A 22702-nucleotide genomic window follows, 5' to 3' on the forward strand; every position below is an offset into this window, starting at 1 on the left:
GACGAGCCGCGCGATTTTATTCGCGCTTCGAAAAAACTTGATGCCACCTTCGCCTGAGGGGTTGCGCGCCTCAAGCAATTGCCGTATCGAAAATCTGTAACGTTTCAGATTCTGGGAGGAACGAAATGCGATACCAACTCATGACTGCTGCGCTGGCTGCGACGGTCGCGCTGCAATTTGCCGGCCCGGCGGCCGCGACGGATCTGGAAGTCACCCATTGGTGGACCTCCGGCGGCGAGGCGGCAGCGGTCGCCGAACTCGCCAAGGCTTTCGACGCAACCGGCAATCACTGGGTTGACGGCGCCATCGCCGGCTCCGGCGGCACGGCGCGGCCGATCATGATCAGCCGCATCACCGGCGGTGACCCGATGGGCGCGACCCAGTTCAATCACGGCCGGCAGGCGGAAGAATTGGTGCAGGCCGGGCTGATGCGCGACCTCACCGATCTCGCCACCAAGGAAAAGTGGACGGAAATCGTGCAGCCGAAGAGCCTGCTCGACGGCTGTACCCTCGACGGCAAGATCTATTGCGTGCCCGTCAATATCCACTCCTGGCAGTGGCTATGGCTGTCGAACGCGGCCTTCGAAAAAGCCGGCGTGCCGGTGCCGAAGAACTGGAATGAATATGTCGCTGCGGCGCCCGCGCTTGAAAAGGCAGGCATCCAGCCGCTAGCGGTCGGCGGCCAGCCCTGGCAGGCCTCCGGCGCTTTCGACGTGCTGCTTGCGGCGGTCGGCGGCACCGACGCCTTCCTCAAGGTCTACAAGGACAAGGACGCGGAATTCGCCGCTGGGCCCGAGGTCGCCAAGGTCTTCAAGGCCGCGGACGACGCCCGCAAGATGGCCAAGAACACCAATGTGCAGGACTGGAACCAGGCCACCAATCTGGTCATCACCGGCAAGGCCGGCGGCCAGATCATGGGTGACTGGGCGCAGGGCGAGTTCCAGGTTGCCGGCCAGACCGCCGGCAAGGACTATACTTGCCTTCCGGGCCTCGGTCTCAACGAGGTCATCGCCACCGGCGGCGACGCTTTCTACTTCCCGCTGCTGAAGGATCCCGAAAAATCGAAGGCACAGGAAGTGCTGGCCCACACGCTGCTCGATCCCAAGACGCAGGTCGCCTTCAATCTCAAGAAAGGTTCGCTGCCGGTGCGCGGCGACGTCGACCTCAAGGCGGCGAACGACTGCATGAAGAAGGGGCTCGAAATTCTCGCCAAGGGCAATGTCATGCCCTGGACCGACCAGCTGCTTTCTCAGGATACGCAGAAGCAGAAGGAGGATCTTTTCTCCGAGTTCTTCGCCAAGCAGGACATGACCGTGGAAGATGCGCAGAAGCGCTTCGCCGCCATTGTCGGTTCGGCCGATTGAGCGATCGACCGACCGCCTTACTCCCGCCCCTGCAAACGCAGGGTCGGGAGCTCGGGTCAAGGCCTCTTGACCCTCCGGCCCTTACCCGATCCAAAGCGGCTGTGCAGATGAGCAAGAGCGAACGCCCTAGCCAACTCTTTCGCAACCTCAATGCGAAGATCGCCTCGATCCCAATGATCCTCACAGCGCTGGTGATCTTTGTCGGCGGCAGCGCGTGGACGGTGCTTTATTCCTTCACCAGTTCGAAGCTCCTGCCACGGCTGAATTTCGTCGGGCTCGACCAGTACTACCGGCTGTGGTCGGTGCCGCGCTGGCTGGTCTCGATCGAGAACCTGCTGATCTACGGCGTGCTGTCGCTGCTGTTCTCGCTGGTGATCGGCTTCCTGCTTGCCGCCCTGCTCGACCAGAAGATCCGGTTCGAGGACACGTTCCGGACCATCTTCCTCTATCCCTTCGCCCTGTCCTTCATCGTCACCGGCCTCGTCTGGCAGTGGTTGCTCAACCCCGAGTTCGGGATCCAGGGAGTGGTGCGCAGCCTCGGCTGGGAGAGCTTCAGCTTCAATCCGCTCTATGATTCCAGCATCGTCATCTACGGCATATTGATCGCCGCTCTCTGGCAGGGCACCGGGCTCATCATGTGCCTGATGCTGGCCGGCCTGCGCGGCATCGACGAGGATATCTGGAAGGCCGCGCGGGTCGACGGGATACCGACCTGGAAGACCTATCTGTTCATCATCATACCGATGATGCGGCCGGTCTTCATCACCACGCTCGTCATCATCGCTGCCGGTATCGTCAAGATCTATGACCTGGTTGTCGCCCAGACCAGCGGCGGGCCCGGCATCGCCTCCGAAGTCCCGGCCAAATATGTCTATGATTATATGTTCTTCGCCCAGAACCTCGGTCAGGGGTTCGCCGCCTCGACGATGATGCTGCTGTCGGTGATCATCGTTATCGTGCCGTGGGCCTATCTCGAGTTCGGAGGCAAGAAGCGTGTCTGACCAAGCCGTTTCATTGCCCGCCATTGCCGGCGCCGGCGGGCTCGAAACCTACGGGCCGAGCGGACCGAAGCCGCGGCATATGTTCTCGCGCCGCAACATCTTCCTCTACGGCACGCTGATCGTGGTTGCGCTCTACTATCTTTTGCCGCTCTACGTGATGGTGGTGACATCGCTCAAAGGCATGCCCGAGATACGCCTCGGCAACATCTTCTCGCCGCCGATGGAGATCACCTTCGAGCCCTGGGTCAAGGCCTGGTCGAGCGCCTGCACCGGGCTCAACTGCGACGGGCTGTCGCGTGGCTTCTGGAATTCGGTGCGCATCACCATCCCGTCGGTGATCCTGTCGATCGCGCTCGCCTCGGTGAACGGCTATGCGCTTGCCAACTGGCGCTTCAAAGGTGCCGACACCTTCTTCATCATCCTGATCGTCGGCGCCTTCATCCCCTATCAGGTGATGATCTATCCGATCGTCATCATCCTGCGCGAAGTCGGCCTTTACGGCAGCCTCAGCGGCCTGGTGATCGTCCATTCCATCTTCGGCATGCCGATCCTCACACTGTTGTTCCGCAACTACTTTACCTCCATGCCGGAGGAGCTGTTCCGGGCAGCGCGTGTCGACGGCGCCGGCTTCTGGGGCATTTATTTCCGCATCATGCTGCCGATGTCGCTGCCGATCTTCGTCGTCGCCATCATCCTGCAGGTGACCGGCATCTGGAACGACTTCCTGTTCGGCGTCGTCTACACCCGCCCCGACACCTATCCGATGACGGTGCAGCTCAACAACATCGTCAACTCGGTGCAAGGCGTGAAGGAATACAACGTCAACATGGCAGCCACCATCCTGACCGGCCTGGTGCCGCTGATCGTCTATTTCCTGTCCGGAAAATTGTTTGTGCGCGGCATCGCCGCCGGCGCGGTGAAAGGATGATGGCGATGAACGCAAACGGCAGCATTGCGGCAAACGGCACCAGCGTCTCGATCCAGAACCTGTCGCTGAATTTCGGTGCGATATCGGTGCTGCAGACGCTCAACCTCGATGTTGCCGAAGGCGAATTCATCGTGCTGCTCGGCCCGTCCGGCTGCGGCAAGTCGACCTTGCTCAACTGCATTGCCGGGCTGCTCGACGTTTCCGAAGGCCGCATCTTCATCAAGGGCAAGAACGTCACCTGGGAAGAGCCCAAGGATCGCGGCATCGGCATGGTGTTCCAGTCCTACGCGCTCTATCCGCAGATGACGGTGGAGAAGAACCTGTCGTTCGGGCTGCGCGTTGCCGGCCTCGCCAAGGACGAGATCGCCAAACGCATCGCCCGGGCCGCCGAGATCCTGCAGATCGAACCGCTTTTGCATCGCAAGCCGGCGGCGCTGTCCGGCGGCCAGCGCCAGCGCGTGGCGATCGGGCGCGCACTTGTGCGTGACGTCGATGTCTTTCTGTTCGACGAACCGCTCTCCAACCTCGACGCCAAGCTGCGCGCGGAATTGCGCGTCGAAATCAAGCTGCTGCATCGCAAGCTCGAGAACACCATGATCTACGTCACCCACGACCAGATCGAGGCGATGACGTTGGCCGACCGTATCGCGGTGATGAAGGGCGGCGTCATCCAGCAGCTCGATGCGCCGCAGACCATCTATAACCGGCCGGTCAACCGGTTTGTCGCCGGCTTCCTCGGCTCGCCGGCAATGAACTTCCTCGACGGCAGACTGGAGCAAGCGGCAGGCGACTGGCACTTCGTCGCCGAGGATGTGCGGATACCGCTTGCCACCTATGCTTTCGAGAAGGACCCGGTGCCAGGGCCGGCCGTGTTCGGCATCCGCCCAGAGCACGTGGCGTTCAACAGCGGCACGGGATGGCCGTTCGCAGCCACGGCAAATGTCGAGGTCGTCGAGCCCATGGGTTCCGACACGCTGGTCTGGCTGAAGCTCGCCGGCCAGAATTTCACGGTGCGGGTGACAGCCGAGCGCACGCCAAACAACGCCGAGGCGGTCGGCATCGGTTTTGACCCGATGCGCGCCTCGCTTTTCGACGCCGCCACAGGTAACCGCCTCTAGAGCATGATTTAGCCTCCCAAGACTCTTCCACTCCCGCAAGACTCATCCCCCCAAAACTAACCATCCACAAGAAAACGGACAGAGACGATGAACTGGTCATTCCAACTTTACAGCGCCCGCAATTTCCAACCCTGGGAGGGCGTGCTCAAGATGCTGGGGGAGCTTGGTTACAGCCAAGTCGAAGGGTTCGGCGGCGTCTATGACGATCCCAAGGCGTTTCGTGCCGAGCTCGACAAGAACGGGCTCGCCATGCCGACCGGGCATTTCTCGATCGACGCGCTCGAGAAGGATTTCGACGGCGTGCGCAGGACGGCCGACGCGCTCGGCATCACGCTGCTCATCTGCCCGTTCCTGAATGCCGAGTTCAGGCCGGCCGACACAGCCGGCTGGCGCGGCTTCGGCGAACGCCTGGCCAAGATCGGCGAGACGGCCAGGAAAGCCGGCTATGGCTTTGCGTGGCACAATCATGATTTCGAATTCAAGGCGCTTGCCGACGGCTCGGTGCCGCAGGACCATATCCTGTCTTCCGCGCCCGACATCGGCTGGGAGATGGACGTCGCCTGGGTGGTGCGCGGCGGCGTCGATCCGCTGCCCTGGATAGAGAAGCACGGCAAGCGCATCGTCGCCGTCCATGTCAAGGACTTGGCCAAGCCGGGCGAGGGCCTCGACGAGGACGGCTGGTCCGACGTCGGCCACGGCACCATCGACTGGCCCGGCCTGATCAAGGCGCTACGCGCCAAAAGCGCCGCAAAATACTACGTCATGGAACAGGACAATCCCAACGACATCGAGCGCTTCGCCCGCCGCTCGATCGCAGCCGCCAAGACCTATTAGGAGCACATCAGCATGACAACAAAACTTGGCATCGGCGTCATCGGCTGCGGCAACATCTCGAAGGCGTATTTCTCGCTGGCGCCGCTGTTTCGCGGCATCGAGATGCGCGCCTGCGCCGACATCAACATGGAAGCGGCGAAAGCGCGGGCAAAAGAGTTCAAGCTGCGCGCCGAGACCGTCGAGGGGCTGCTCAAGGCCGACGATATCGACATCATCGTCAACCTGACCATTCCGGCGGTGCATTACGAGGTGTCGAAGCAGATCCTCGACGCCGGCAAGCACGTCTATTCGGAGAAGCCCTTCGTGCTGTCGGTCAAGGAAGGGCTCGACCTGAAGAAACGGGCGGAAAGCAAGGGGCTGCGCATCGGTTCGGCGCCCGACACCTTCCTCGGCGGCGCGCACCAGCTTGTCCGCGACCTGATCGACACCGGCAGGCTCGGCAGGATCACCAGCGGCACCTGTCATGTGATGAGCCATGGCATGGAGCATTGGCACCCCAATCCGGACTTCTTCTTCCAGCCGGGCGCCGGGCCGGTGCTCGATATCGGACCGTATTACATCACCAACCTGATCCAGCTGATCGGGCCGGTGAAGCAGGTCGCCGCCTTCGCTTCGATCCCGATGACGGAACGCATCATCAGCTCGAAGCCGCGCGCCGGCGAAAAGATCCCGGTCTCCACGCCGACGACGATCCACGGCGTGCTGGAATTCGAGAACGGCGCCATGGTGACGCTCAACACCAGCTGGGATGTCTGGAGCCATGGCCACGCGCCGATGGAACTCTATGGCGAGGCGGGCACGGTGTTCGTGCCGGATCCGAACTTCTTCGGCGGCGAAGTGCGCTACACCGAAGCCGCCAAACCGGTGAAGAAGCTGCCGAAATGGCCGCATCCGTTCGGCGTGCCCAACGAGATGCATTCGCAAGGCATGATGGCCAACTACCGCACCGCCGGTTTGGCCGACATGGCGATCGCGATCAGGGAAGGCCGGCCGCACCGCTGCTCGATGGAACTGGCGCTGCATGCCGTCGACGTCATGACCGGCCTGTTGCGTTCGGGCGAGACCGGAAAGTTCGTCGCCATGCAGACCAGCTGCGAGCGGCCCGCGGCACTCGGCGTCAAGGCGGCGAAGGAGCTGCTGGCGAAGAAGAAAACCAAGTAGGCGGCGCACCTCCCAAGCACCGCAAAAAGCCTCTCCCCGTTTGCGCGGGGAGAGGCTAAGGGTGGGCCGGAGTCGACTTGCCCCACTGTCGCGGCGGCAGCTGTCGGCTCGTTTCGATATGAGGATTTCCCATGCCGTATGTTCCCGCCGAAAACCGCTACGACAAGATGGTCTACAATCGCTGCGGGCGGTCCGGCCTGAAGCTGCCGGCGATCTCGCTTGGGCTGTGGCACAATTTCGGCAACGACACGCCGCATAGAACCAAGCAGGCGATCGCGCGCAAGGCGTTCGATCTCGGCATTACGCATTTCGATCTCGCCAACAATTACGGCCCGCCGCCCGGCTCGGCGGAGCGGGCGTTCGGCGAGATCCTGCGGACGGACTTTGCCGGTTATCGCGACGAGCTGATCATCTCGACCAAGGCTGGCTACGAAATGTGGGCAGGGCCTTACGGCGAATGGGGCGGCCGCAAATATGTCCTGGCCAGCCTCGACCAGAGCCTGAAGCGGATGGGGCTCGACTATGTCGACATCTTCTATTCCCACCGCTTCGACCCCGACACCCCGCTGGAAGAGACGATGGGCGCGCTCGATCACGCGGTGCGCTCGGGCAAGGCGCTCTATGCCGGCATTTCCTCCTATAATTCCCAGCGCACCCGCGAGGCCGCCGACATATTGAAGCAGCTCGGCACGCCTTGCGTGATCCATCAGCCGAGCTATTCGATGCTCAACCGCTGGGTCGAGGATGATGGCCTGCTCGATACGCTGGAGGGGCTTGGTGTCGGCTCGATCGTGTTCTCGCCGCTGGCGCAAGGCATGCTGACCGACAAATATCTCGGCGGCATCCCCGATGGCAGCCGCGCCAGCCAGGGCAAGTCGCTGCGCCCGGCATTCATCAACGACAAGTCGATCGCCAATATCGAGGCGCTGAACGTCATCGCCCGTCGCCGCGGCCAGACGCTGGCGCAGATGGCGTTGGCCTGGGTGCTGCGCCGGGGCAGGGTCACATCGGCGCTGATCGGCGCCAGCCGGCCGGAACAGGTCGAGGATTGCGTCAGCGCGCTGAAGGCGCTCGACTTCAGCGATGCCGAACTCGCCGAGATCGACACCTTTGCCCGCGAGTCGGATATCAATCTCTGGGCGGCATCGGCCGAGCGCAAGGGGCCGCCGAGGAAGTAGGCGATGACGGCATCCGGTGGCCGAAGGGCGACGGCTTCCGGGACGCTGAGCATAGAATGGCCGGGCAGCTGGATGGGTATTGCAAGAAGGTCGTTTCGTCCGATTCGGGGTTAGGCGATGAATCAGGAAATCCGGCTTTTTGGCGCTATTGCGGTCCGCCCCGCCATCCTAGCTCTCATACCCCGGTTCGAAACGGCCACGGGATTCACAGTTGCGGTCAGGTGGGAGCTCAATCCGACAGTAAAGAAGCAGATTGAAGCTGGGGAAGCTTTTGACCTCGTCATCACCAATCCGGACCTGGTTCAGGATCTGACTGCCTCGGGAAAGGTCAAGGCGGGGAGCCAGGTGGCGTTTGGCCGGATAGCAATGGGGGTGGCGGCCAAGGCAGGCAGTCGACCGCTCGACATCGGGTCCGTGGAAGCGTTCGAACAGGCGTTGAAGAGCGCCAGATCGATTGCCTACGCCAGTGAAGGAACCAGCGGTGGCTACTTCTCCGGTTTGCTGGAACGTTTGGGGATAGCGGATGAGGTGAAGCCCAAGCTGGTGGCCATAGCAGGAGGGCAGACAGCGCCGGCCGTGGGCCGTGGGGAAGCCGAGTTGGGGGTCGTTCCCGTGACTTCGATTCTCGCCGCCATTCCCGAGGTCGTGCTTGTCGGTCGGTTTCCTGCAGAACTCCAAAGTTACGTCGACTTCGCCATTGGCATCAGCGCCGATTCGACGGACGCAGAAGCTGCCAAGCAGCTGTCGGCATTTCTGATGTCGGCAGCCGTTGATGACATGCTGGCGGCAAGGGGTGTCGAGCGCCGCTAAGAGCGTGCTTGATAAGCAGCGCTGGGAATCCCCTTCTCAAACACGCTCTAACTTTCGGCTGCCTTGAGGTTCCGCGCGGCTTCCTCCAGCGTCGCCCTGTCGTTGCCAAGCCTGTCGATCAGCTCTTGCGCCTGATCACCGGTTATCCCGGTGCGCATCGCCAGTGCCTCGACCGTCAGAACGTCGGAACTGGCGATCGTTCCCGCCGGAACGTCCGCGTCGTCGAGGCCAAGCTCTTGCTTCGCCTGCTGCCAATGACGCTCATGCGCGCCATCCGGGCGGCCCTCGCGCATCCAGATTTCATAGGCTCGCTGCCGAATCTTTTCATGCCGATCGTCGTCCATGACGGTTCCTCCCTTGTGGCGTTTTCACCAACGCGGGGAGCGCCGGAACGATCCGATGTTGATGCCGAATTCGCAGACATGCCGGACAAAAGCCGGTCTCTCATCGAACAAACACCGGACATACGCGTTTTGCGGAGGAACCTGCACAGTGGGCCGGCCGTTGAGCCGAGCCTGAGCAAAGGAGATTACAATGGCCGACGAACCGAACGAATCCGCAGCACCGAAGATGACTCAACGTGAAGCTCAGGAAGCCCTGGAGAAGCAGGTCGCGCAGCTGAGGCGCGAGATCAACAAGATCAACCGAACCTTGGCGGAACGCGCGGAAGAGGCGATCGAGGACGCCGGCGATTGGTATGGCAACGCTGCTGAGCGCGCCTCGCGGACGGCACAAGCCCTGCGCAACAGGGCGCAGACAGTGTCCGGGGTTGTCCAGGAGAATCCCGGCACAATATCGTCCGCCTTCATACTCGGAGCGGCCGTAGGGGCGCTACTGGGCCTCGCCTTGGCCGCCACAGACCAGCGCCGCGATCGCTGGTTTTAGTCCCAACCTAAAGGTTCCGGGCAGAAACGGCGGGATTGCTCCCGCCGTCATTCAGCAAATGACACCGGTCAGGGCGTGGCGGGCTTCTGCGCCGTGCCGAGGGCTTTGGGCGCTGCGGGAGCTGCCGTCCTCATCTTCTCCTCGATCCAGCCGGTGTAATTCGCCAGCCGCGTGTAGATGCCGTAGGCGTTCTTGTGGCCGCAGGCGGTGCCGCCGTCGGCCGGACCTTCGCCCCAACTGACGACGCCGACCTGCACCGGACCATCGGCGCCGGTCATGAACAGCGGTCCGCCGCTGTCGCCGTTGCAGGCGTCGCGCTCGCCGCTTGCGGTGCCGGCGCAGATCATGTTGGCGGTCAGCGGATCGGCCATGTCAGCTGCAATCGCGTTGGCGGCCGCCTCGATGCCCCTTTCCGAGTAACGCATGCGGCGGGCGAGCTCGCCGAGCGCTGCCTTCAAATCATGCGCATAAATCGCCTTGATGCCACTGTTGCAGGTTGCGTTCGGCTGGAGGTCCAGGTCGGCGACCATCAGCGCGGTGGGAAACGTTCCGTCCTGCATCTTGCCCCAACCGGTGACCGTCGTCTTACCGGTGTCCGGTGTCGGCTCACGGGCAATTTTGATGGTCGGGGCATCGGCCGGCGCGGCCAGCCGGATCAAGCCGACATCGTTGTCCAGCGTCTGCTCGCTATAGCCCTCGTTGACGACGATCTCCGCCGCCTTGTAGCGCTTGCCCTCGCTGAGATCGGTGGCGCCGGTGAGCACGGTGACCATATCAGGCGAAATCGGCTCGCCGTCGTCATTGAGGCAGTGCGCCGCCGTCAGCACCCATTGCGGCGCGATCAGGCTGCCGCCGCAGAACTGCGCATTCGCCTGCGAGGCCAGGCTTTTGTCCAGTTTGCCGGTGGTCAGCAATGCCACCTGGAACGGGTAAGCGCCCTTCTCGGCCTCTTTGCCGCCGTAGACGCGATCGGCGCCGTCGGGGTTCTCCGCCTTGGCCTTGGCCCTGGCCTCGGCTACGCGTTTCATCGGCGAGATCGCCGCCTCGGGCCGGGCGGCCGCGTCCGTGGCATGAACGGAATTGACGGCTGGCAAGGCCGCCGCGATGCCGAGCAGCGCAGCGGCGGCAATCGGTCTGAACCTATGGATGATCTTCACCTCGAACCCCCTGAGACGATGTTCCCGACAGGTCAGTCGCCGACGCATGATCCACTGAAATGGAACCGGCCGGTGAGATCATGCTCCACGGCGAAGCACGATCCGTCACAAAGCCGAGCACCATTTCTGCTAGTCGTGCTGTCGAGCCAAACCCGCCCAAAATCCTATAGCCCCCCACGGGCTATGTGGAAGCAATTTGTCGTTGCCAATGTTGGATTATTTTAGGCAGTATACCGTTGCAGGCATTTTTGGCGGGGACCTAAACTGGCTGCACTGAATAATGGCCCGGTAAAGGCACCTGTAACCAATTTCATTTTTCTGCGCCACCACGATCTCGACAATATTTCTGTATCTTGATCCAGTTCTTGCTGACTTTTGGGAGAGTCTCACCATGACAAAACTGACACAGTGCATTATTGCGTCCGCGTTGCTTTCCACCGCAATGTGGGCGGTTCCTGCCTTGGCTGCCGATCCAGGTTCCGCCAATGCCGGCAACGGCGAAAGCATGCGGGATGTAACATCGGGCGATTACAAGCCCGGCCGGGCGAAACCGATCGCCCCGCCGAAATTGACCGACGACGAGGCCAACCGCGCCGCGCCGCTCACCGACGAAGCAACGGCGGTCAAATCCTATGGCATCGTCGGCCGCTCCGCCGATGGCAAGAACATCAAGATCGACCCGAACGAGACGCTGAAGGACCTTGTCATCAAGGAAATGAACGCGCCCGCCGAGGGACAGAAGTCCGAGAATTCCGGGCTGAGCGGAGGCGAAGAGGCCGGCCGCCAGGTGTTCGGGACGGACGACCGCGAGCAGATCAAGAATACCAAAACCTACCCGTTCACCGCGATCGGCTATCTCGAAGGCAAATCGAAGAGCGGCAGCTATGGCAGCTGCTCGGCGACGCTGATCGGCCCGCGCACGGTGCTCACCGCGGCGCACTGCCTCTACAGCCACGAAGACAAGGCCTGGCTGGACGATATCCTGTTCGTGCCGGCTCTCAACGGCAAGACTGCCGACGACGCACCGTTCGGCGCCTTCACCTATGAAAGCGCCTATATCGTCCAGGGCTTCATCGACAATTACCAGGGCTTTTACGGCTCGGTCGTGCCGTGGGATCTCGGCATCGTCACCCTGAAACAGGATGTCGGCACCAATCTCGGCTGGCTGGGCTATGCCAATTACGTGGATCTTGGCGACTTCACCGCTAACATCGTCGGCTATCCCGGCGACAAGCCGATGGGCACGATGTGGAAGGCGACCTGCGAAGTGCTCGCCGAACACATCGCCACCGAGTATTTCCAGTACGACTGCGACACCTATCCAGGATCGAGCGGCAGCTCGGTCTACGCCTATGACAATGGCTCCAAGCAGCGCGTCATCACCGGCGTGAACGTGGCCGAGAGCCCGGATGCCAACACAGCCGTGCGCCTGAACGCCATCAACGTCCAGTGGATCAACAGCCTGTACAAATAGGCCTGCAGAGTTTCCGCCGCGATCGTCGCGGAAAACCGGCCGGCGGCGGAGCATTTCCGTCGCCGGCTTTCGCATTTTCGGGAATTATCTGGACTGGGCCGAGGGTGGCGCCTGGCGGACATAGTTCTCGATCGGCTGGGCGAAAGTCGGTGAACCGGCCTTGCGCTCCTTGTCGATATAGCCGGCAAAATAGCTCCAGAACGAAGCGGCATAGTCGCGGAAATAGGAGTCGGCGACCTCACGCGAGCACAGCCTGCCTTCGACGCAGAAGGAAAGGCGGTTGAGGAAATAGACGATGCGGTCGAAATTGTCGCTGAACTCGGCAAGCGGCATGTCGCCGCCGGTTGCGCTCATCGCTTCGATGCCGATGCGCTGCCTGAACACCTGTTCCTCGGTCGGCGTCGGATTGGCACTGAGCAGATTGCCGTATTTGGCGTTGAGCGCCGCCAGGCGTTGCTTGAGGGCCCGTTGCGCCTGCTGGTAATCCTTGCTTTCCCAGAGCTCGACCAGCGACATCGTTTGCTCGACGCGCTTCTGCTCCTGGTTCGCCAGGAACTGGTAGACCGAAAAGATCAAGGTGAAGATGATCGCCAGGCGCACCAGCAATCCGGACCAGGCATAGACGAGCATGCGCCAGTCGCGATCGGTGAATGGGTTCGCCTCCTTCTTGACCTCGTGATTGCTCACCCACGGCAGGCCTTCGACGGTTTCCGGCAGCGACACCGGCTTCTTTTGCGGTACCGGCGCCGTCACTGCCTGCTGCGTTGCGTTGCCCCCCGCTTTCGTCATCCGCAGCTGTCCAGTTCTATGGTGGCGGACGGGTCGAGCACGATGCCCGGCGTCTCCAGCTTCTTCTTCAGGCAATCCAGCTGCGCCCGCGAAACGATGAACTGCACGTCAGGCGCCACCTGCGCCTTGCTCGGCGACGGCAATGGTTCGACCACGCCGCGTGAGGTGCAACTGCTGAGATCGACCACGACGGCGGCGTTGCCGGTTTTGGCGATCTGGTCGTACTGGTCGAGAAAGCAGCTCGCCAGTTCGGAATTGATGACGACCTCCTTGGCGCAGAGGCCGCAAACCTCGTCCGCCGAAGCATTCGCGGCCAGCAACAGCCCGGCGACAAGGCCGGCGGTTGTTGCGCGCCACGAAAATACGATCCTGTCCACGAACGCCCTCATCCGTTCCGTTCGGCCGCCGACAGCGGCGGTCGAAGAATGTTCATTATCAGCCGATTAGGCAAGAGGCCCGGCCGGGCACCTGACCGCGCCTCAGGCGCGCGGCACCGTCTCCATCGGGAAGATCATCACGGCGCCCTTCGATCCCTTGTCGTCGGTGAGCCGCATGGCCGAACGCGTCGCCGGCGCCATGCCGATATCGGCCAGCATGTCGGCGAAGCTTGGCTGTCCCAGTCCCCGCGTTACCGAGACAACCCCCTCTTGCGCCAGGAAGCTCAGATCCTGCTTCTCGCTCTGCGGCGGCGCCTCGGTCAAGACGGCGATCATCCGCTCCATGCCGAAGCTGGTGTCGGTGAATTTGAACAGGCCTTCCTCGAGCACGGCGCCTTCGGTCAGGCGCTCGGCAAGAAAATGCTGGATGGAATAGTCGGAGCCGACATAGAGCACGTTGATGTCGATCAGGTTGGTCGAACCGTTCCTGGCCAGGACGTGGACCTGATCGTCGGGCGAAACACGCGGCACCGTCGACGGTTCGATCGGCTGCAGCGTGTCGCTGTCAAAACGCTTGATCCGGAACTCGACGCTGACCTCTTCCGGCCGATAATCGGAAGCGGCGGCCAGCCTCGACAGTCCGATGGCGCGGAAGATTTTCGTCAGATTCCCTGCGGCGGCCTCGATCAACTTTTCGCGGCCGTCCGGATGAATGACGATCGACGGCGGCTTGCTGCCGCCCTTGAGCGTCATGTCGCCCGAAGTCGGCAGGAACCACAGCGCCGGCGCGTCGGTGGCATCTTCTGCGGCGCCGGTAATGGCGTTCTCGCGCAGCACTGCGAGACGCAGATCTGCGCTCTTGCCCGGCTCGACCAGCGCGATGTGGAACCCTGAGCTCTCCCTGGCCGCCAGTTCGTCGAGAACCGAGTTCGCCAGCGCGGCCACTTTCTCGAGGCCTTTGGCCGCTGCCGGCCGCGCGACCACGAGCTTGTAGTCGACGGCGAGCTCGGCCAGTCGCGCATAGGCATTGGCGGGGATGTCGGCCAGCTTGAGCGCCGGCTTGCCGCCGAACTCGACCGGCTTGACCCGGCTTTCCAGGTTTTTCGCCGACTGCACCTGGAGATAGCCAAGCGCCTCGGACAGCGGCGACAGCGCCGACGGCAATATTGCGAGCCTGCTGCCGGGGGTGAGGCGATGCAGCAACCCGGCGCCGATCGTGGCTTTGTCGTTCTCGATGACGATCGGCCATTGCATGACCGCCTCGGTCTTGTCGGTGCCGAAGACGCGTGCGTCGAGTTCTCCCTCGAACAGCGGCGTTGGCCGGGTGCGTCCGTCCGCCGAATATTGCTGCAGCACGGCCTGGCCGAGCTGGCGATAGGTGATGTTGGGGTTCTCGGCCAGTTTCGACAGGATGGTGAAGGTGAACAGCCCGAAACGCGGCGCATCGGCCGTGCCCTTGGGCAGCGGCATCTCGGGCGTCGTCTCCACCGTCTGCGCCGCGTAGAAGGCGACCAATTTGCCCTTGGTGGTCGGCTCGGCGCCGGTCGGCGTCAGCTTGAAGGCCGGCTTGCGCTGCCCGTCCTCGTCAAAGCCGCGCGGCGCGGCCGACGCAATCTCGTCATAGGCTCTCACCGCAGCCGCCCTGGCAGCGTCGTCGCCGCCGACCAGATCGGCGAACTCGACCTTGCGTTCCAACTCGTCGTCGACCTCGGCGGCGCGCGTCGCCGTGCCGGAATGGCAGCAGTCGAACACGGCCCAGATAAAGGCGCCCTTGTCGCGAATAGCGTCGAGCGCGGTGCCGATCTCGTTGTCGACCAGCGCATTGGGCACGCCCTTTTCGCGGTTGACCCATTTGTCGATGTCGGACGGCAAGAAAATCTCGTCGAGGCCGTCCGTCTCGTCGCCCTTGTTCGCTGCCGGCTGCTGCGCGCCGTGACCGGACAAATGCAGGTAGACGAAATCGTCGCGCTGGACCTTGGCGGCAAGATCGGCCAACGCCGCCTTGATCGCCGCATGTGTCGGCGGTCCGTTGGCGCCTTCGACATCCTTGGCGAGCAGCGTGGCGTTTTCGGCCAGGAATTTTACCGGCGCGGGCGTGTTCCCCAGGAGGTAATCGCGCACCAGGCCGGCATCGTTTTTCGGTCCGATCAGCCAGTTTTTCTTCGGCAGGTTCGGATAATCGGTGCAGGCAACAAGCAGCGCATGGTAGGTGCGCGCCGCTGCGAATGCCCGAAACGGCACCAGGCCGGCAGCGGCCAGCGCGGACGTGCCGGCAAGCAGCGTCCGCCGCGTCACTTTGATCATGATTGCTTCCCCAAGCCCGATCGAATTTCCAAGCACGGCCAGCCTGGCCGAGGATTTTGTCAGTATTTTGAATATGGCGCCGCCGGCCAGCCGACCACCGGCTGCGAATAGAAACAGTAGCAAAAATGGCAGTTCGTCGCTATCTCAGTGGAAGAGGTCCGACTGCTTGCGAAATGGCAGCGATCGGCACGGAGCGGCTTGGAACAGGATCATGGCGGCAAGGGATGTACTGACGAAGAACCAGCTTTGCGTTCTCGAGAAGCTCGAGGCCGCCAGCGGCCCGCTCAGCGCCTATACGTTGCTCGACCAACTGCGCGAGCGCGGTTTTCGCGCGCCGCTGCAGGTCTACCGGGCGCTCGACACGCTGGTGAAATCCGGCTTCGTGCACAGGCTCGAAAGCCTCAATTCCTTCGTCGCCTGTGCCGAGCCGCACGACCACAGCCATTCGATGACGGCGTTTGCCATCTGCGACACCTGCGGCCAGGTGACCGAGTTCTCCGACCATGATGTCGGCCACCGGCTCGACGAATGGGTGCGCTCGACCGGCTTCGCCGCCAAGAAGGCGGTGATCGAGTTTCGTGGGACATGTGCGAAGTGTTTGGCCGAGGCGGCTTGAGGCCGGAGCAACGCGGCGAAGGCGGAGCAAGGTTTTCCGAGCCCTCGCCGGGTGTTCCCGGATCGGCTCAGTAGGGAAAGGGTCTCCTTGAGGTATGCCGGATGTGCAGGATCTCAATTGCGTCGGCACGGGCACGATAGAAGACCTTATAAGGGTAGCGGCCTATGAAGAGGACGCGAACGCCAGGGATGTCGGTCGCGTGACCGCTTTCGGGAAATTCGGCAAGTCGCGAAATCCCAGCGTGGATCCGAGAAATGACTGAAAGGGCGCCCTGAGGCGCCCGCTCTTCGAGGTAGTTGAAAATCGCCTCGCGTTCGGCAAAGGCTTGCCGCGTAAATCGGACCTTCATAGCCTGCGGCGGGTGTCGGCCGCGCGAACGGTATCCTCATCTACGAAAGTGCCGTGATCGGCCTCTGCTAGGCCCGCTGTGACCGCGCTGCGCTCTGATTCCGACATCGCATACACGCCAGTCCGCCGCGCCTCGATGACGCGGGCGTAATCAGCAAGCTCCTCCTGGTCTTCGCGAGGCCAAGCTTCCGCATGCCTTACCAGATTCTCAAGTGCCTTGGTGATCATACGGGCACTATAGCATACCGCTGCTGCTCGTGAACCTTGAACCGAACATGGCTCTGTGGCCCGCCTTAATGCGCCTCTTCCCAGTTGTTGGCGGCGCGGGCGTCGACGTGCAGCGGCACCGACATCGACACCGCCGGCATGGCGGCGTTCTCCATGACGTGGCAGACGACCGGGATCGTCGCCTCGACCTCGGCTTCGACCGTCTCGAAGACCAGTTCGTCATGCACCTGCAGCAGCATGCGGGCGGAAAGCCTGGCTTTTTCCAGCGCCTCGTCCATACGGATCATGGCGCGGCGGATGATGTCGGCGGCGGTGCCCTGCAGGCGTGCGTTGATCGAGGCGCGCTCGTTGAACGCCCGGACCGAAGGATTTGACGATCTGATTTCCGGATAGTGGATGCGGCGGCCGAAAATGGTCTCGACGAAGCCGTGCTCGCGGGCATAGGCCTTGGTCGCATCGATATAGTCGCGGATGCCGGGAAAGCGCTCGAAATATTTCTTGATGTAGTCGCCGGCTTCCTCGCGCGCGATCGACAGCTGGTTGGCGAGGCCAAAGGCCGAAATGCCGTAGATGATGCCGAAATTGATCGCCTTGGCACGGCGGCGCACTTCCGAAGGCATGCCCTCGACCGGCACGTTGAACATTTCAGACGCGGTGATGGCATGGATGTCGGCGCCGTCGGCGAAGGCCTGCTTGAGCTGCGGGATTTCGGCGACGTGGGCGAGCACGCGCAATTCGATCTGGCTGTAGTCGGCGGAAACCAGCTTGTTGCCCTTGTCCGCGATGAAGGCCGTCCTGATCTTTCGACCCTCGACGGTGCGCACCGGAATGTTCTGCAGATTGGGATCCGAGGACGACAGCCGCCCGGTCGTCGTCGCGGCAAGCGCGTAGGAGGTGTGGACGCGCTTGGTGTCGGGATGGATGAAGCCGGGCAGCGCATCGGTATAGGTCGATTTCAGCTTGGTCAGCTGGCGCCAGTCGACGATCTTGCGCGGCAATTCGTGGCCTTCGGCGGCGAGGTCTTCGAGAAGCTGCGCCGAGGTCGACCACTGGCCGGTCTTGGTTTTTGAACCGCCGGGCAGACCCATCCTGCCGAACAGGATGTCGCCGAGCTGTTTTGGCGAGCCGATGTTGATGCGTTCGCCGACCAGCTGGTAGATTTCGTCCTCAAGCCGTGCGGCACCCTGTGCCAGTTCGCCGGAGAGCCGCGACAGGATCTGCCGGTCGACGGAGATGCCGCGCTGTTCCATCCGCGCCAATACCGGCACCAGCGGCCGTTCCAGCCGTTCATAGACCGAGACCAGGCCCTTGGCGGCAAGCCGTGGCTTCAGCACCTGCCAGAGCCTGAGCGCGACGTCGGCGTGCTCGGCGCCGTAAGCCGTCGCCTTGCCGAGGTCGGCCTGATCGAGGCCGACGAAGCTTCTTCCCGAACCGGCCAGTTCCTTCAGCGGAATGGTCGCGTGGCCGAGCCATTTATCGGCCAGCGCCTCCAGGCCATGGCCACCGTGGGTGCCGGCCTCGAGCACGTAGGAGATCAGCATGGTGTCGTCATAGGGGCCGACCTCGATGCCGTGACGGCTCATGACGACAAGGCGGTATTTCATGTCGTGCACGATCTTGAGGACGGATTTGTCCTCGAGCAGCGGCTTGAGCAACGCCAGCGCGTCGCGGACCGGGACCTGGTTTTCGACCGCGCCGCCGCCGAGCAGGTCGCCATTGCCGTTTTTGTGGGCAAGCGGCACGTAGGCGGCGTGGCCAGGCGCGACGGCCATGGCAAGGCCGATCAGTTCTGCCCGCATCGGATCGGGCGAGGACGTCTTAACGTCGAAGGCGACAATGCCTCTCTCCATCGCCTCGGCGATCCAGGCCTTCAGCGTCGCGGCGTCGCGGATGCAGGCGTAGGCGCCGGTGTCGATCTTGCGGGCGGTGGCAGCCTCCAGGCGAAGCGCCGAAAGCAGGGATGGGGTGTCGCCTTGCTTGGCTGCGGCCGGAGCTTCGAGTGCCGCTTCGTCCGACGGCGGTGCGCTCTCGGCGGCCGCGGGCACGCCAAAACCCATATCGGGGCCATGCGCGGTATCGGCACGCTCTATGGTGACGGGGGTGGCTGGAACGTCGCCGGCGTCGGTTCCGGTCGCTTCGGCCACGCGGCGGGTCAGCGTCGAGAATTCCATGGTCTTGAGGAAGCCGATCAGCCTGGGGCCGTCCGGCGCATGCAATACGAATTCGTCAAGCCCTTCGGTCACCGGCACGTCGTTCTTCAGCCTCACCAGGTCACGCGAAATGCGTGCCTTGTCGGCATTGGCGATGATCGATTCGCGCCGCTTGTCCTGCTTGATCTCGCCGGCGCGGGCGAGCAGCGTGTCGAGGTCGCCGAACTGTTCGAGCAATTGCGCTGCCGTCTTCGGCCCGATGCCGGGCACGCCCGGCACATTGTCGACCGAATCGCCGGTCAGCGCCTGCAGGTCGATCATTTTCTGTGGCGGCACGCCCCATTTCTCGATCACCTCGGGAACGCCGATCTGGCGGTCCTTCATCGGGTCGTACATGGCAACCGTTGGGCCGACCAGTTGCATCAGGTCCTTGTCGGAAGAGATGATGGTGGTGTCGGCGCCGGCTTCGCAGGCAAGCCGGCAATAGGTGGCGATCAAATCGTCGGCCTCGTAGCCTTCCGTCTCAAGGCATGGCAGGTTGAAGGCCCTGGTCGCCTGGCGGATCAGGCCGAATTGCGGGATCAAATCTTCCGGCGGCGCCGAGCGGTTGGCCTTGTATTCGGGGTAGAGGTCGTTGCGGAAGGTCTTCGACGAATAGTCGAAAATCACGGCGAAATGCGTCGGCACGATGCCGACATCGGTGTTGCGGGCGTCCTGCGTCAGCTTCCAGACCATGTTGCAGAAGCCGAGCACGGCACTGGTTGGCAGCCCGTCGGACTTGCGGGACAGCGGCGGCAGCGCGTGATAGGCACGGAAGATGTAGCCGGAGCCGTCGACAAGGAAGAGATGATCGCCTTTTTTCATGGCACGAGGGAATAGCGCGGCGCAGCGCCGCGGTCCATGCCAAAGGCGGCTTGCGCCAAGGGTTCCGGCAACACCCTGACAAAATGGCGTGCGAGCTTGGCCGGCCCTGCCGGCTTGGCCGGAGCTTTGTTCGCTCACGCCTATGTTACAAAAGTGTAATTTTTGTGCCCTTGAATCGCCACGTTCGCAGACACAGATAAACGCCATCGGCAGTTTTCGCCGAAGTCCGGAGCAAGGCCCGTCCCCCGCCTATCCCGGACACTTGCGGCAGCCTATCCCCCCTCTCCGGGCTGCCGCATCGTTTCGAGTAAAGGCCGCCGTGGTTCCCCTCCACCACGGCGGCATTTTTTTGCCTTTGGACAGGAAGCTGTGGCCCAACGGTCGCGGGCTTTCCGTTTCGCCGTATGGGCTCTAGATTCGCCGCCAGAATCGAAAGCCCCGCCAGATGTCCGCAGTTTCCCCTGTTCTCGACCGCCTCGACAAGAATTTCGACCAGAGCCTCGAACGGCTGTTCGGCCTGCTCGGCATCAAGTCGATCTCCACCGATCCGGACTACGCCGCCGACTGCCGCAAGGCAGCCGAATGGCTGGTCGCCGAGCTCAAGCTGATCGGCTTCGACGCCAGCGTGCGCGACACGCCGGGGCATCCGATGGTGGTCGCGCATCACGACGGGCCGGCGGGCGCGCCGCATCTGCTGTTTTACGGCCATTACGACGTCCAGCCGGTCGATCCGATCGAGCTGTGGGAAAGCGACCCGTTCGCGCCGGCGGTCAAGGAGATCGAGCCCGGCCACAAGGTGATCACCGGCCGCGGCGCGGCCGACGACAAGGGCCAGCTGATGACCTTCGTCGAGGCCTGCCGCGCGTGGAAGCAGGTGCATGGCGGATTGCCGTGCCGAATCACAATCCTGTTCGAGGGCGAGGAGGAGTCCGGATCGCCGTCGCTGAAGCCGTTTCTCGAGGCGAATGCGGATGAGCTCAAGGCCGATTTCGCGCTGGTCTGCGACACCGGCATGTGGGACCGCGATACGCCGTCGATCTGCGTCTCGCTGCGCGGGCTGGTCGGCGAGGAGATCACGGTGACTGCCGCCGACCGCGACCTGCATTCCGGGCTCTATGGCGGTGCGGCCGCCAATCCGATCCGCATCCTGGCAAAGATCCTGGCCGACATCCACGATGCCGATGGTCACGTCACCATCCCGGGTTTTTATGACGGCGTCGAGGAAACGCCGTCGCAGATATTGCAGTCGTGGCTGTCGCTCGGCGAGACCGCCGAGACCTTCCTCGGCCCGATCGGCCTGTCGATTCCGTCCGGCGAAAAGGGCCGCTCGGTGCTCGAGCTGACCTGGGCGCGACCGACGGCCGAGTTCAACGGCATTATCGGCGGCTATACCGGCAAGGGCTTCAAGACGGTGATCGCCGCGCAAGCCTCGGCGAAAGTCTCCTTCCGCCTCGTCCACAAACAGGATCCGGAAAAAATCCGCGCCGCCTTCCAGGCATTCGTCAGAGAGCGCGTGCCAGCGGACTGCTCGGTCGAATTTCATCCGCATGGCGGCTCGCCGGCGATCCAGCTGTCCTACGACTCGCCCTTCCTCGCCAAGGCCAAGCAGGCGCTGTCCGACGAATGGCCGAAGCCGGCGGTGGTGACCGGCAGCGGCGGCTCGATCCCGGTGGTCGGCGATTTCCAGACCTATCTCGGCATGGAATCGCTGCTGGTCGGTTTCGGCCTCGACGACGACCGCATCCACTCGCCGAACGAGAAGTACGAGATGAGCTCCTTCCACAAGGGCCAGCGCTCCTGGGCGCGCATTCTCGAGGCGCTGACACGCTGAAATTGCGCCAGACTCAAGTTTATGTTGATTTTTCGCCGGATCGCGGCAAGGACGGGCAAGGTCTGTCGCGCATCGCTGCACGGGGCCGCGACCGGAGAAGACGATGAGCGACATACGTTTCCACAAAAACGATCTGCCCGGCCTGCTGCATTACGATGTCGGGGCGGTCGCCATCGACACCGAGACGCTGGGGCTGAACCCGCATCGCGACCGGCTCTGCGTCGTGCAGATCTCGCCGGGCGACGGCTCGGCCGACGTCATCCAGATCGCGCCCGGCCAGAAGAAGGCGCCGAACCTCGTCAGCCTGCTCAAGAACCGCAGCATCACCAAGCTGTTCCATTACGGCCGCTTCGACCTTGCCGTGCTCTACAATGCCTTCGGCGTCATGCCGGAGCCGGTGTTCTGCACCAAGATCGCGTCGCGGCTGACGCGAACCTACACCGACCGGCACGGGCTCAAGGACATCTGCTTCGAGCTTCTCGGGGTCGGCCTGTCGAAGGCGCAGCAATCGTCGGACTGGGCGGCCGAGATACTGTCGCCCGAGCAGCTCGAATATGCCGCCTCCGACGTGCTCTACCTGCACCGGCTGCGCGACGTGCTGAGCGCGCGGCTGGCGCGCGACAACCGGACCAGGGAAGCCGATGCCTGCTTCCGCTTCCTGCCGACGCGTGCGAAACTCGACCTGATGGGCTGGGATGAGGAGGATATCTTCGCCCACAGCTAATGGCCTTCATGATAATTCTACTCCGGCGGCCATCTGGCACAGTTTTCTCCGCTTCCGGTGCTCACGGACCCAAATGTCCGCTGCGCTCCGGTTCTCGAAAACCACGCCATATGTCTCGCCGGAGCGAATTCTCCTAAAGGCCATCGGCCAGGAACCAGACGCTTGTCCCGGCGTTCCGTTCGCTTCACCGGGAGAAATGAAAATGGCTGCCCGAAAATCAATCGAAACGGCACCGAAGGACGGCTCCAAGGTCACCGTCTACTGGCAGGACAGCGACGGCGTGATGAACGAGAGCATCGCGCAATACCGTTCGCTCGACCGGCTGAAGGCGGCAGGCGGCGACTGGGACGAAAGCGACGCTGGCTGGTGGGCCTATACGGACGGCCATACGCAAAGGAAGATCGAGCCGATCAGCTGGCGGCCGGCCTCCGACGATGCGGAAGCCGACGACTGAGGGTTGTCGCAACCGCCGAACTGAAGTGATTATTCTGAGGCAACGCGCATTTTGTTCTTGCTTTGTGCCGGCAGCTATGCTACTAATTTCGGTGTGGTGCTCATTGG

General features: G+C 62.8%; 21 protein-coding genes. 14 read left to right on the plus strand and 7 right to left on the minus strand.

What is annotated here, in order from left to right; all coding sequences use genetic code 11:
* Nucleotides 1-125: 125 nt before the first annotated feature.
* From NKI97_RS01245 to NKI97_RS01280, 8 genes are all read left to right on the plus strand, one after another.
* Nucleotides 126-1364, plus strand: coding sequence for an ABC transporter substrate-binding protein (locus tag NKI97_RS01245; protein ID WP_352456792.1), 1239 nt, complete (start codon nt 126-128; stop codon nt 1362-1364).
* Nucleotides 1365-1471: 107 nt separating this feature from the next.
* Nucleotides 1472-2365 (plus strand): carbohydrate ABC transporter permease, encoded by an 894-nt coding sequence (locus NKI97_RS01250; protein WP_352456791.1) that lies wholly within the window; start codon nt 1472-1474, stop codon nt 2363-2365.
* On the plus strand, nt 2358-3293 hold the full coding sequence (locus NKI97_RS01255) for a carbohydrate ABC transporter permease (protein ID WP_352832279.1): 936 nt from the start codon (nt 2358-2360) through the stop codon (nt 3291-3293). The genes NKI97_RS01250 and NKI97_RS01255 overlap by 8 nt, the downstream gene beginning before the upstream one ends.
* Nucleotides 3294-3298: 5 nt before the next feature.
* Entirely contained in the window at nt 3299-4411 is a 1113-nt protein-coding gene (locus NKI97_RS01260) for an ABC transporter ATP-binding protein (RefSeq protein ID WP_352448362.1), read from the plus strand.
* An 87-nt stretch (nt 4412-4498) separates the two neighbouring features.
* Nucleotides 4499-5245, plus strand: coding sequence for a sugar phosphate isomerase/epimerase family protein (locus tag NKI97_RS01265; RefSeq protein ID WP_352832282.1), 747 nt, complete (start codon nt 4499-4501; stop codon nt 5243-5245).
* Nucleotides 5246-5257: 12 nt separating this feature from the next.
* A complete protein-coding gene (locus NKI97_RS01270) occupies nt 5258-6406 on the plus strand; it encodes a Gfo/Idh/MocA family protein (protein WP_352832285.1) in 1149 nt (382 codons plus the stop codon).
* Between the two features lie 131 nt (nt 6407-6537).
* Nucleotides 6538-7584: an L-glyceraldehyde 3-phosphate reductase gene (gene mgrA / locus NKI97_RS01275; protein WP_352832288.1), complete on the plus strand. Its 1047-nt coding sequence runs from the start codon at nt 6538-6540 to the stop codon at nt 7582-7584.
* Nucleotides 7585-7701: 117 nt separating this feature from the next.
* Nucleotides 7702-8394 (plus strand): molybdate ABC transporter substrate-binding protein, encoded by a 693-nt coding sequence (locus NKI97_RS01280; RefSeq protein WP_352832292.1) that lies wholly within the window; start codon nt 7702-7704, stop codon nt 8392-8394.
* Nucleotides 8395-8441: 47 nt separating this feature from the next.
* On the opposite strand, the gene NKI97_RS01285 is transcribed toward NKI97_RS01280, so the two are convergent.
* Nucleotides 8442-8738, minus strand: coding sequence for a DUF2934 domain-containing protein (locus tag NKI97_RS01285; protein WP_352456784.1), 297 nt, complete (start codon nt 8736-8738; stop codon nt 8442-8444).
* A 190-nt stretch (nt 8739-8928) separates the two neighbouring features.
* Here NKI97_RS01285 and NKI97_RS01290 point away from each other — a divergent pair, with 190 nt between their 5' ends.
* Nucleotides 8929-9279, plus strand: coding sequence for a hypothetical protein (locus NKI97_RS01290; RefSeq protein ID WP_023675228.1), 351 nt, complete (start codon nt 8929-8931; stop codon nt 9277-9279).
* Between the two features lie 68 nt (nt 9280-9347).
* Here NKI97_RS01290 and NKI97_RS01295 read toward each other — a convergent pair whose 3' ends face one another.
* Entirely contained in the window at nt 9348-10436 is a 1089-nt protein-coding gene (locus NKI97_RS01295) for a S1 family serine peptidase (RefSeq protein ID WP_352832295.1), read from the minus strand.
* A 391-nt stretch (nt 10437-10827) separates the two neighbouring features.
* On the opposite strand from NKI97_RS01295, the gene NKI97_RS01300 reads away from it, so the two are divergent.
* A complete protein-coding gene (locus NKI97_RS01300) occupies nt 10828-11910 on the plus strand; it encodes a trypsin-like serine peptidase (RefSeq protein WP_352448355.1) in 1083 nt (360 codons plus the stop codon).
* Between the two features lie 84 nt (nt 11911-11994).
* On the opposite strand, the gene NKI97_RS01305 is transcribed toward NKI97_RS01300, so the two are convergent.
* The 3 genes from NKI97_RS01305 to NKI97_RS01315 form a co-directional block, all read right to left on the minus strand.
* Nucleotides 11995-12699, minus strand: a complete 705-nt coding sequence (locus tag NKI97_RS01305) for a DUF4760 domain-containing protein (RefSeq protein WP_352448354.1) — start codon at nt 12697-12699, stop codon at nt 11995-11997.
* Nucleotides 12696-13076 (minus strand): hypothetical protein, encoded by a 381-nt coding sequence (locus NKI97_RS01310; RefSeq protein WP_352448353.1) that lies wholly within the window; start codon nt 13074-13076, stop codon nt 12696-12698. The genes NKI97_RS01305 and NKI97_RS01310 overlap by 4 nt, the downstream gene beginning before the upstream one ends.
* A 102-nt stretch (nt 13077-13178) precedes the next feature.
* Nucleotides 13179-15380: a caspase family protein gene (locus tag NKI97_RS01315; RefSeq protein ID WP_352448352.1), complete on the minus strand. Its 2202-nt coding sequence runs from the start codon at nt 15378-15380 to the stop codon at nt 13179-13181.
* Nucleotides 15381-15591: 211 nt separating this feature from the next.
* On the opposite strand from NKI97_RS01315, the gene NKI97_RS01320 reads away from it, so the two are divergent.
* On the plus strand, nt 15592-15996 hold the full coding sequence (locus NKI97_RS01320; RefSeq protein ID WP_023675234.1) for a Fur family transcriptional regulator: 405 nt from the start codon (nt 15592-15594) through the stop codon (nt 15994-15996).
* Between the two features lie 67 nt (nt 15997-16063).
* Here the strand turns inward: NKI97_RS01320 and NKI97_RS01325 are convergent, their stop codons facing one another.
* Together NKI97_RS01325 and polA are read right to left on the minus strand one after the other, a co-directional pair.
* A complete protein-coding gene (locus NKI97_RS01325) occupies nt 16064-16345 on the minus strand; it encodes a type II toxin-antitoxin system RelE/ParE family toxin (protein WP_352448351.1) in 282 nt (93 codons plus the stop codon).
* A 292-nt stretch (nt 16346-16637) separates the two neighbouring features.
* Complete coding sequence (polA, locus tag NKI97_RS01330) at nt 16638-19586, minus strand: DNA polymerase I (RefSeq protein WP_352448350.1); 2949 nt, start codon at nt 19584-19586, stop codon at nt 16638-16640.
* Nucleotides 19587-20031: 445 nt separating this feature from the next.
* Between polA and NKI97_RS01335 the strand changes: the two genes are divergently transcribed.
* The 3 genes from NKI97_RS01335 to NKI97_RS01345 all read left to right on the plus strand — a co-directional run bounded on the left by NKI97_RS01335 (nt 20032) and on the right by NKI97_RS01345 (nt 22595).
* Complete coding sequence (locus NKI97_RS01335) at nt 20032-21417, plus strand: M20/M25/M40 family metallo-hydrolase (protein ID WP_352502637.1); 1386 nt, start codon at nt 20032-20034, stop codon at nt 21415-21417.
* Between the two features lie 103 nt (nt 21418-21520).
* Nucleotides 21521-22141 carry a ribonuclease D gene (locus NKI97_RS01340; protein ID WP_352832299.1) on the plus strand — a complete coding sequence of 207 codons (621 nt, stop codon included), beginning with the start codon at nt 21521-21523 and terminating at the stop codon, nt 22139-22141.
* Nucleotides 22142-22343: 202 nt separating this feature from the next.
* Nucleotides 22344-22595, plus strand: a complete 252-nt coding sequence (locus NKI97_RS01345) for a hypothetical protein (RefSeq protein ID WP_352749827.1) — start codon at nt 22344-22346, stop codon at nt 22593-22595.
* The last annotated feature ends 107 nt before the right edge of the window (nt 22596-22702 follow it).

Source organism: Mesorhizobium sp. M0296, from assembly GCF_040321675.1.
Classification (GTDB): domain Bacteria; phylum Pseudomonadota; class Alphaproteobacteria; order Rhizobiales; family Rhizobiaceae; genus Mesorhizobium.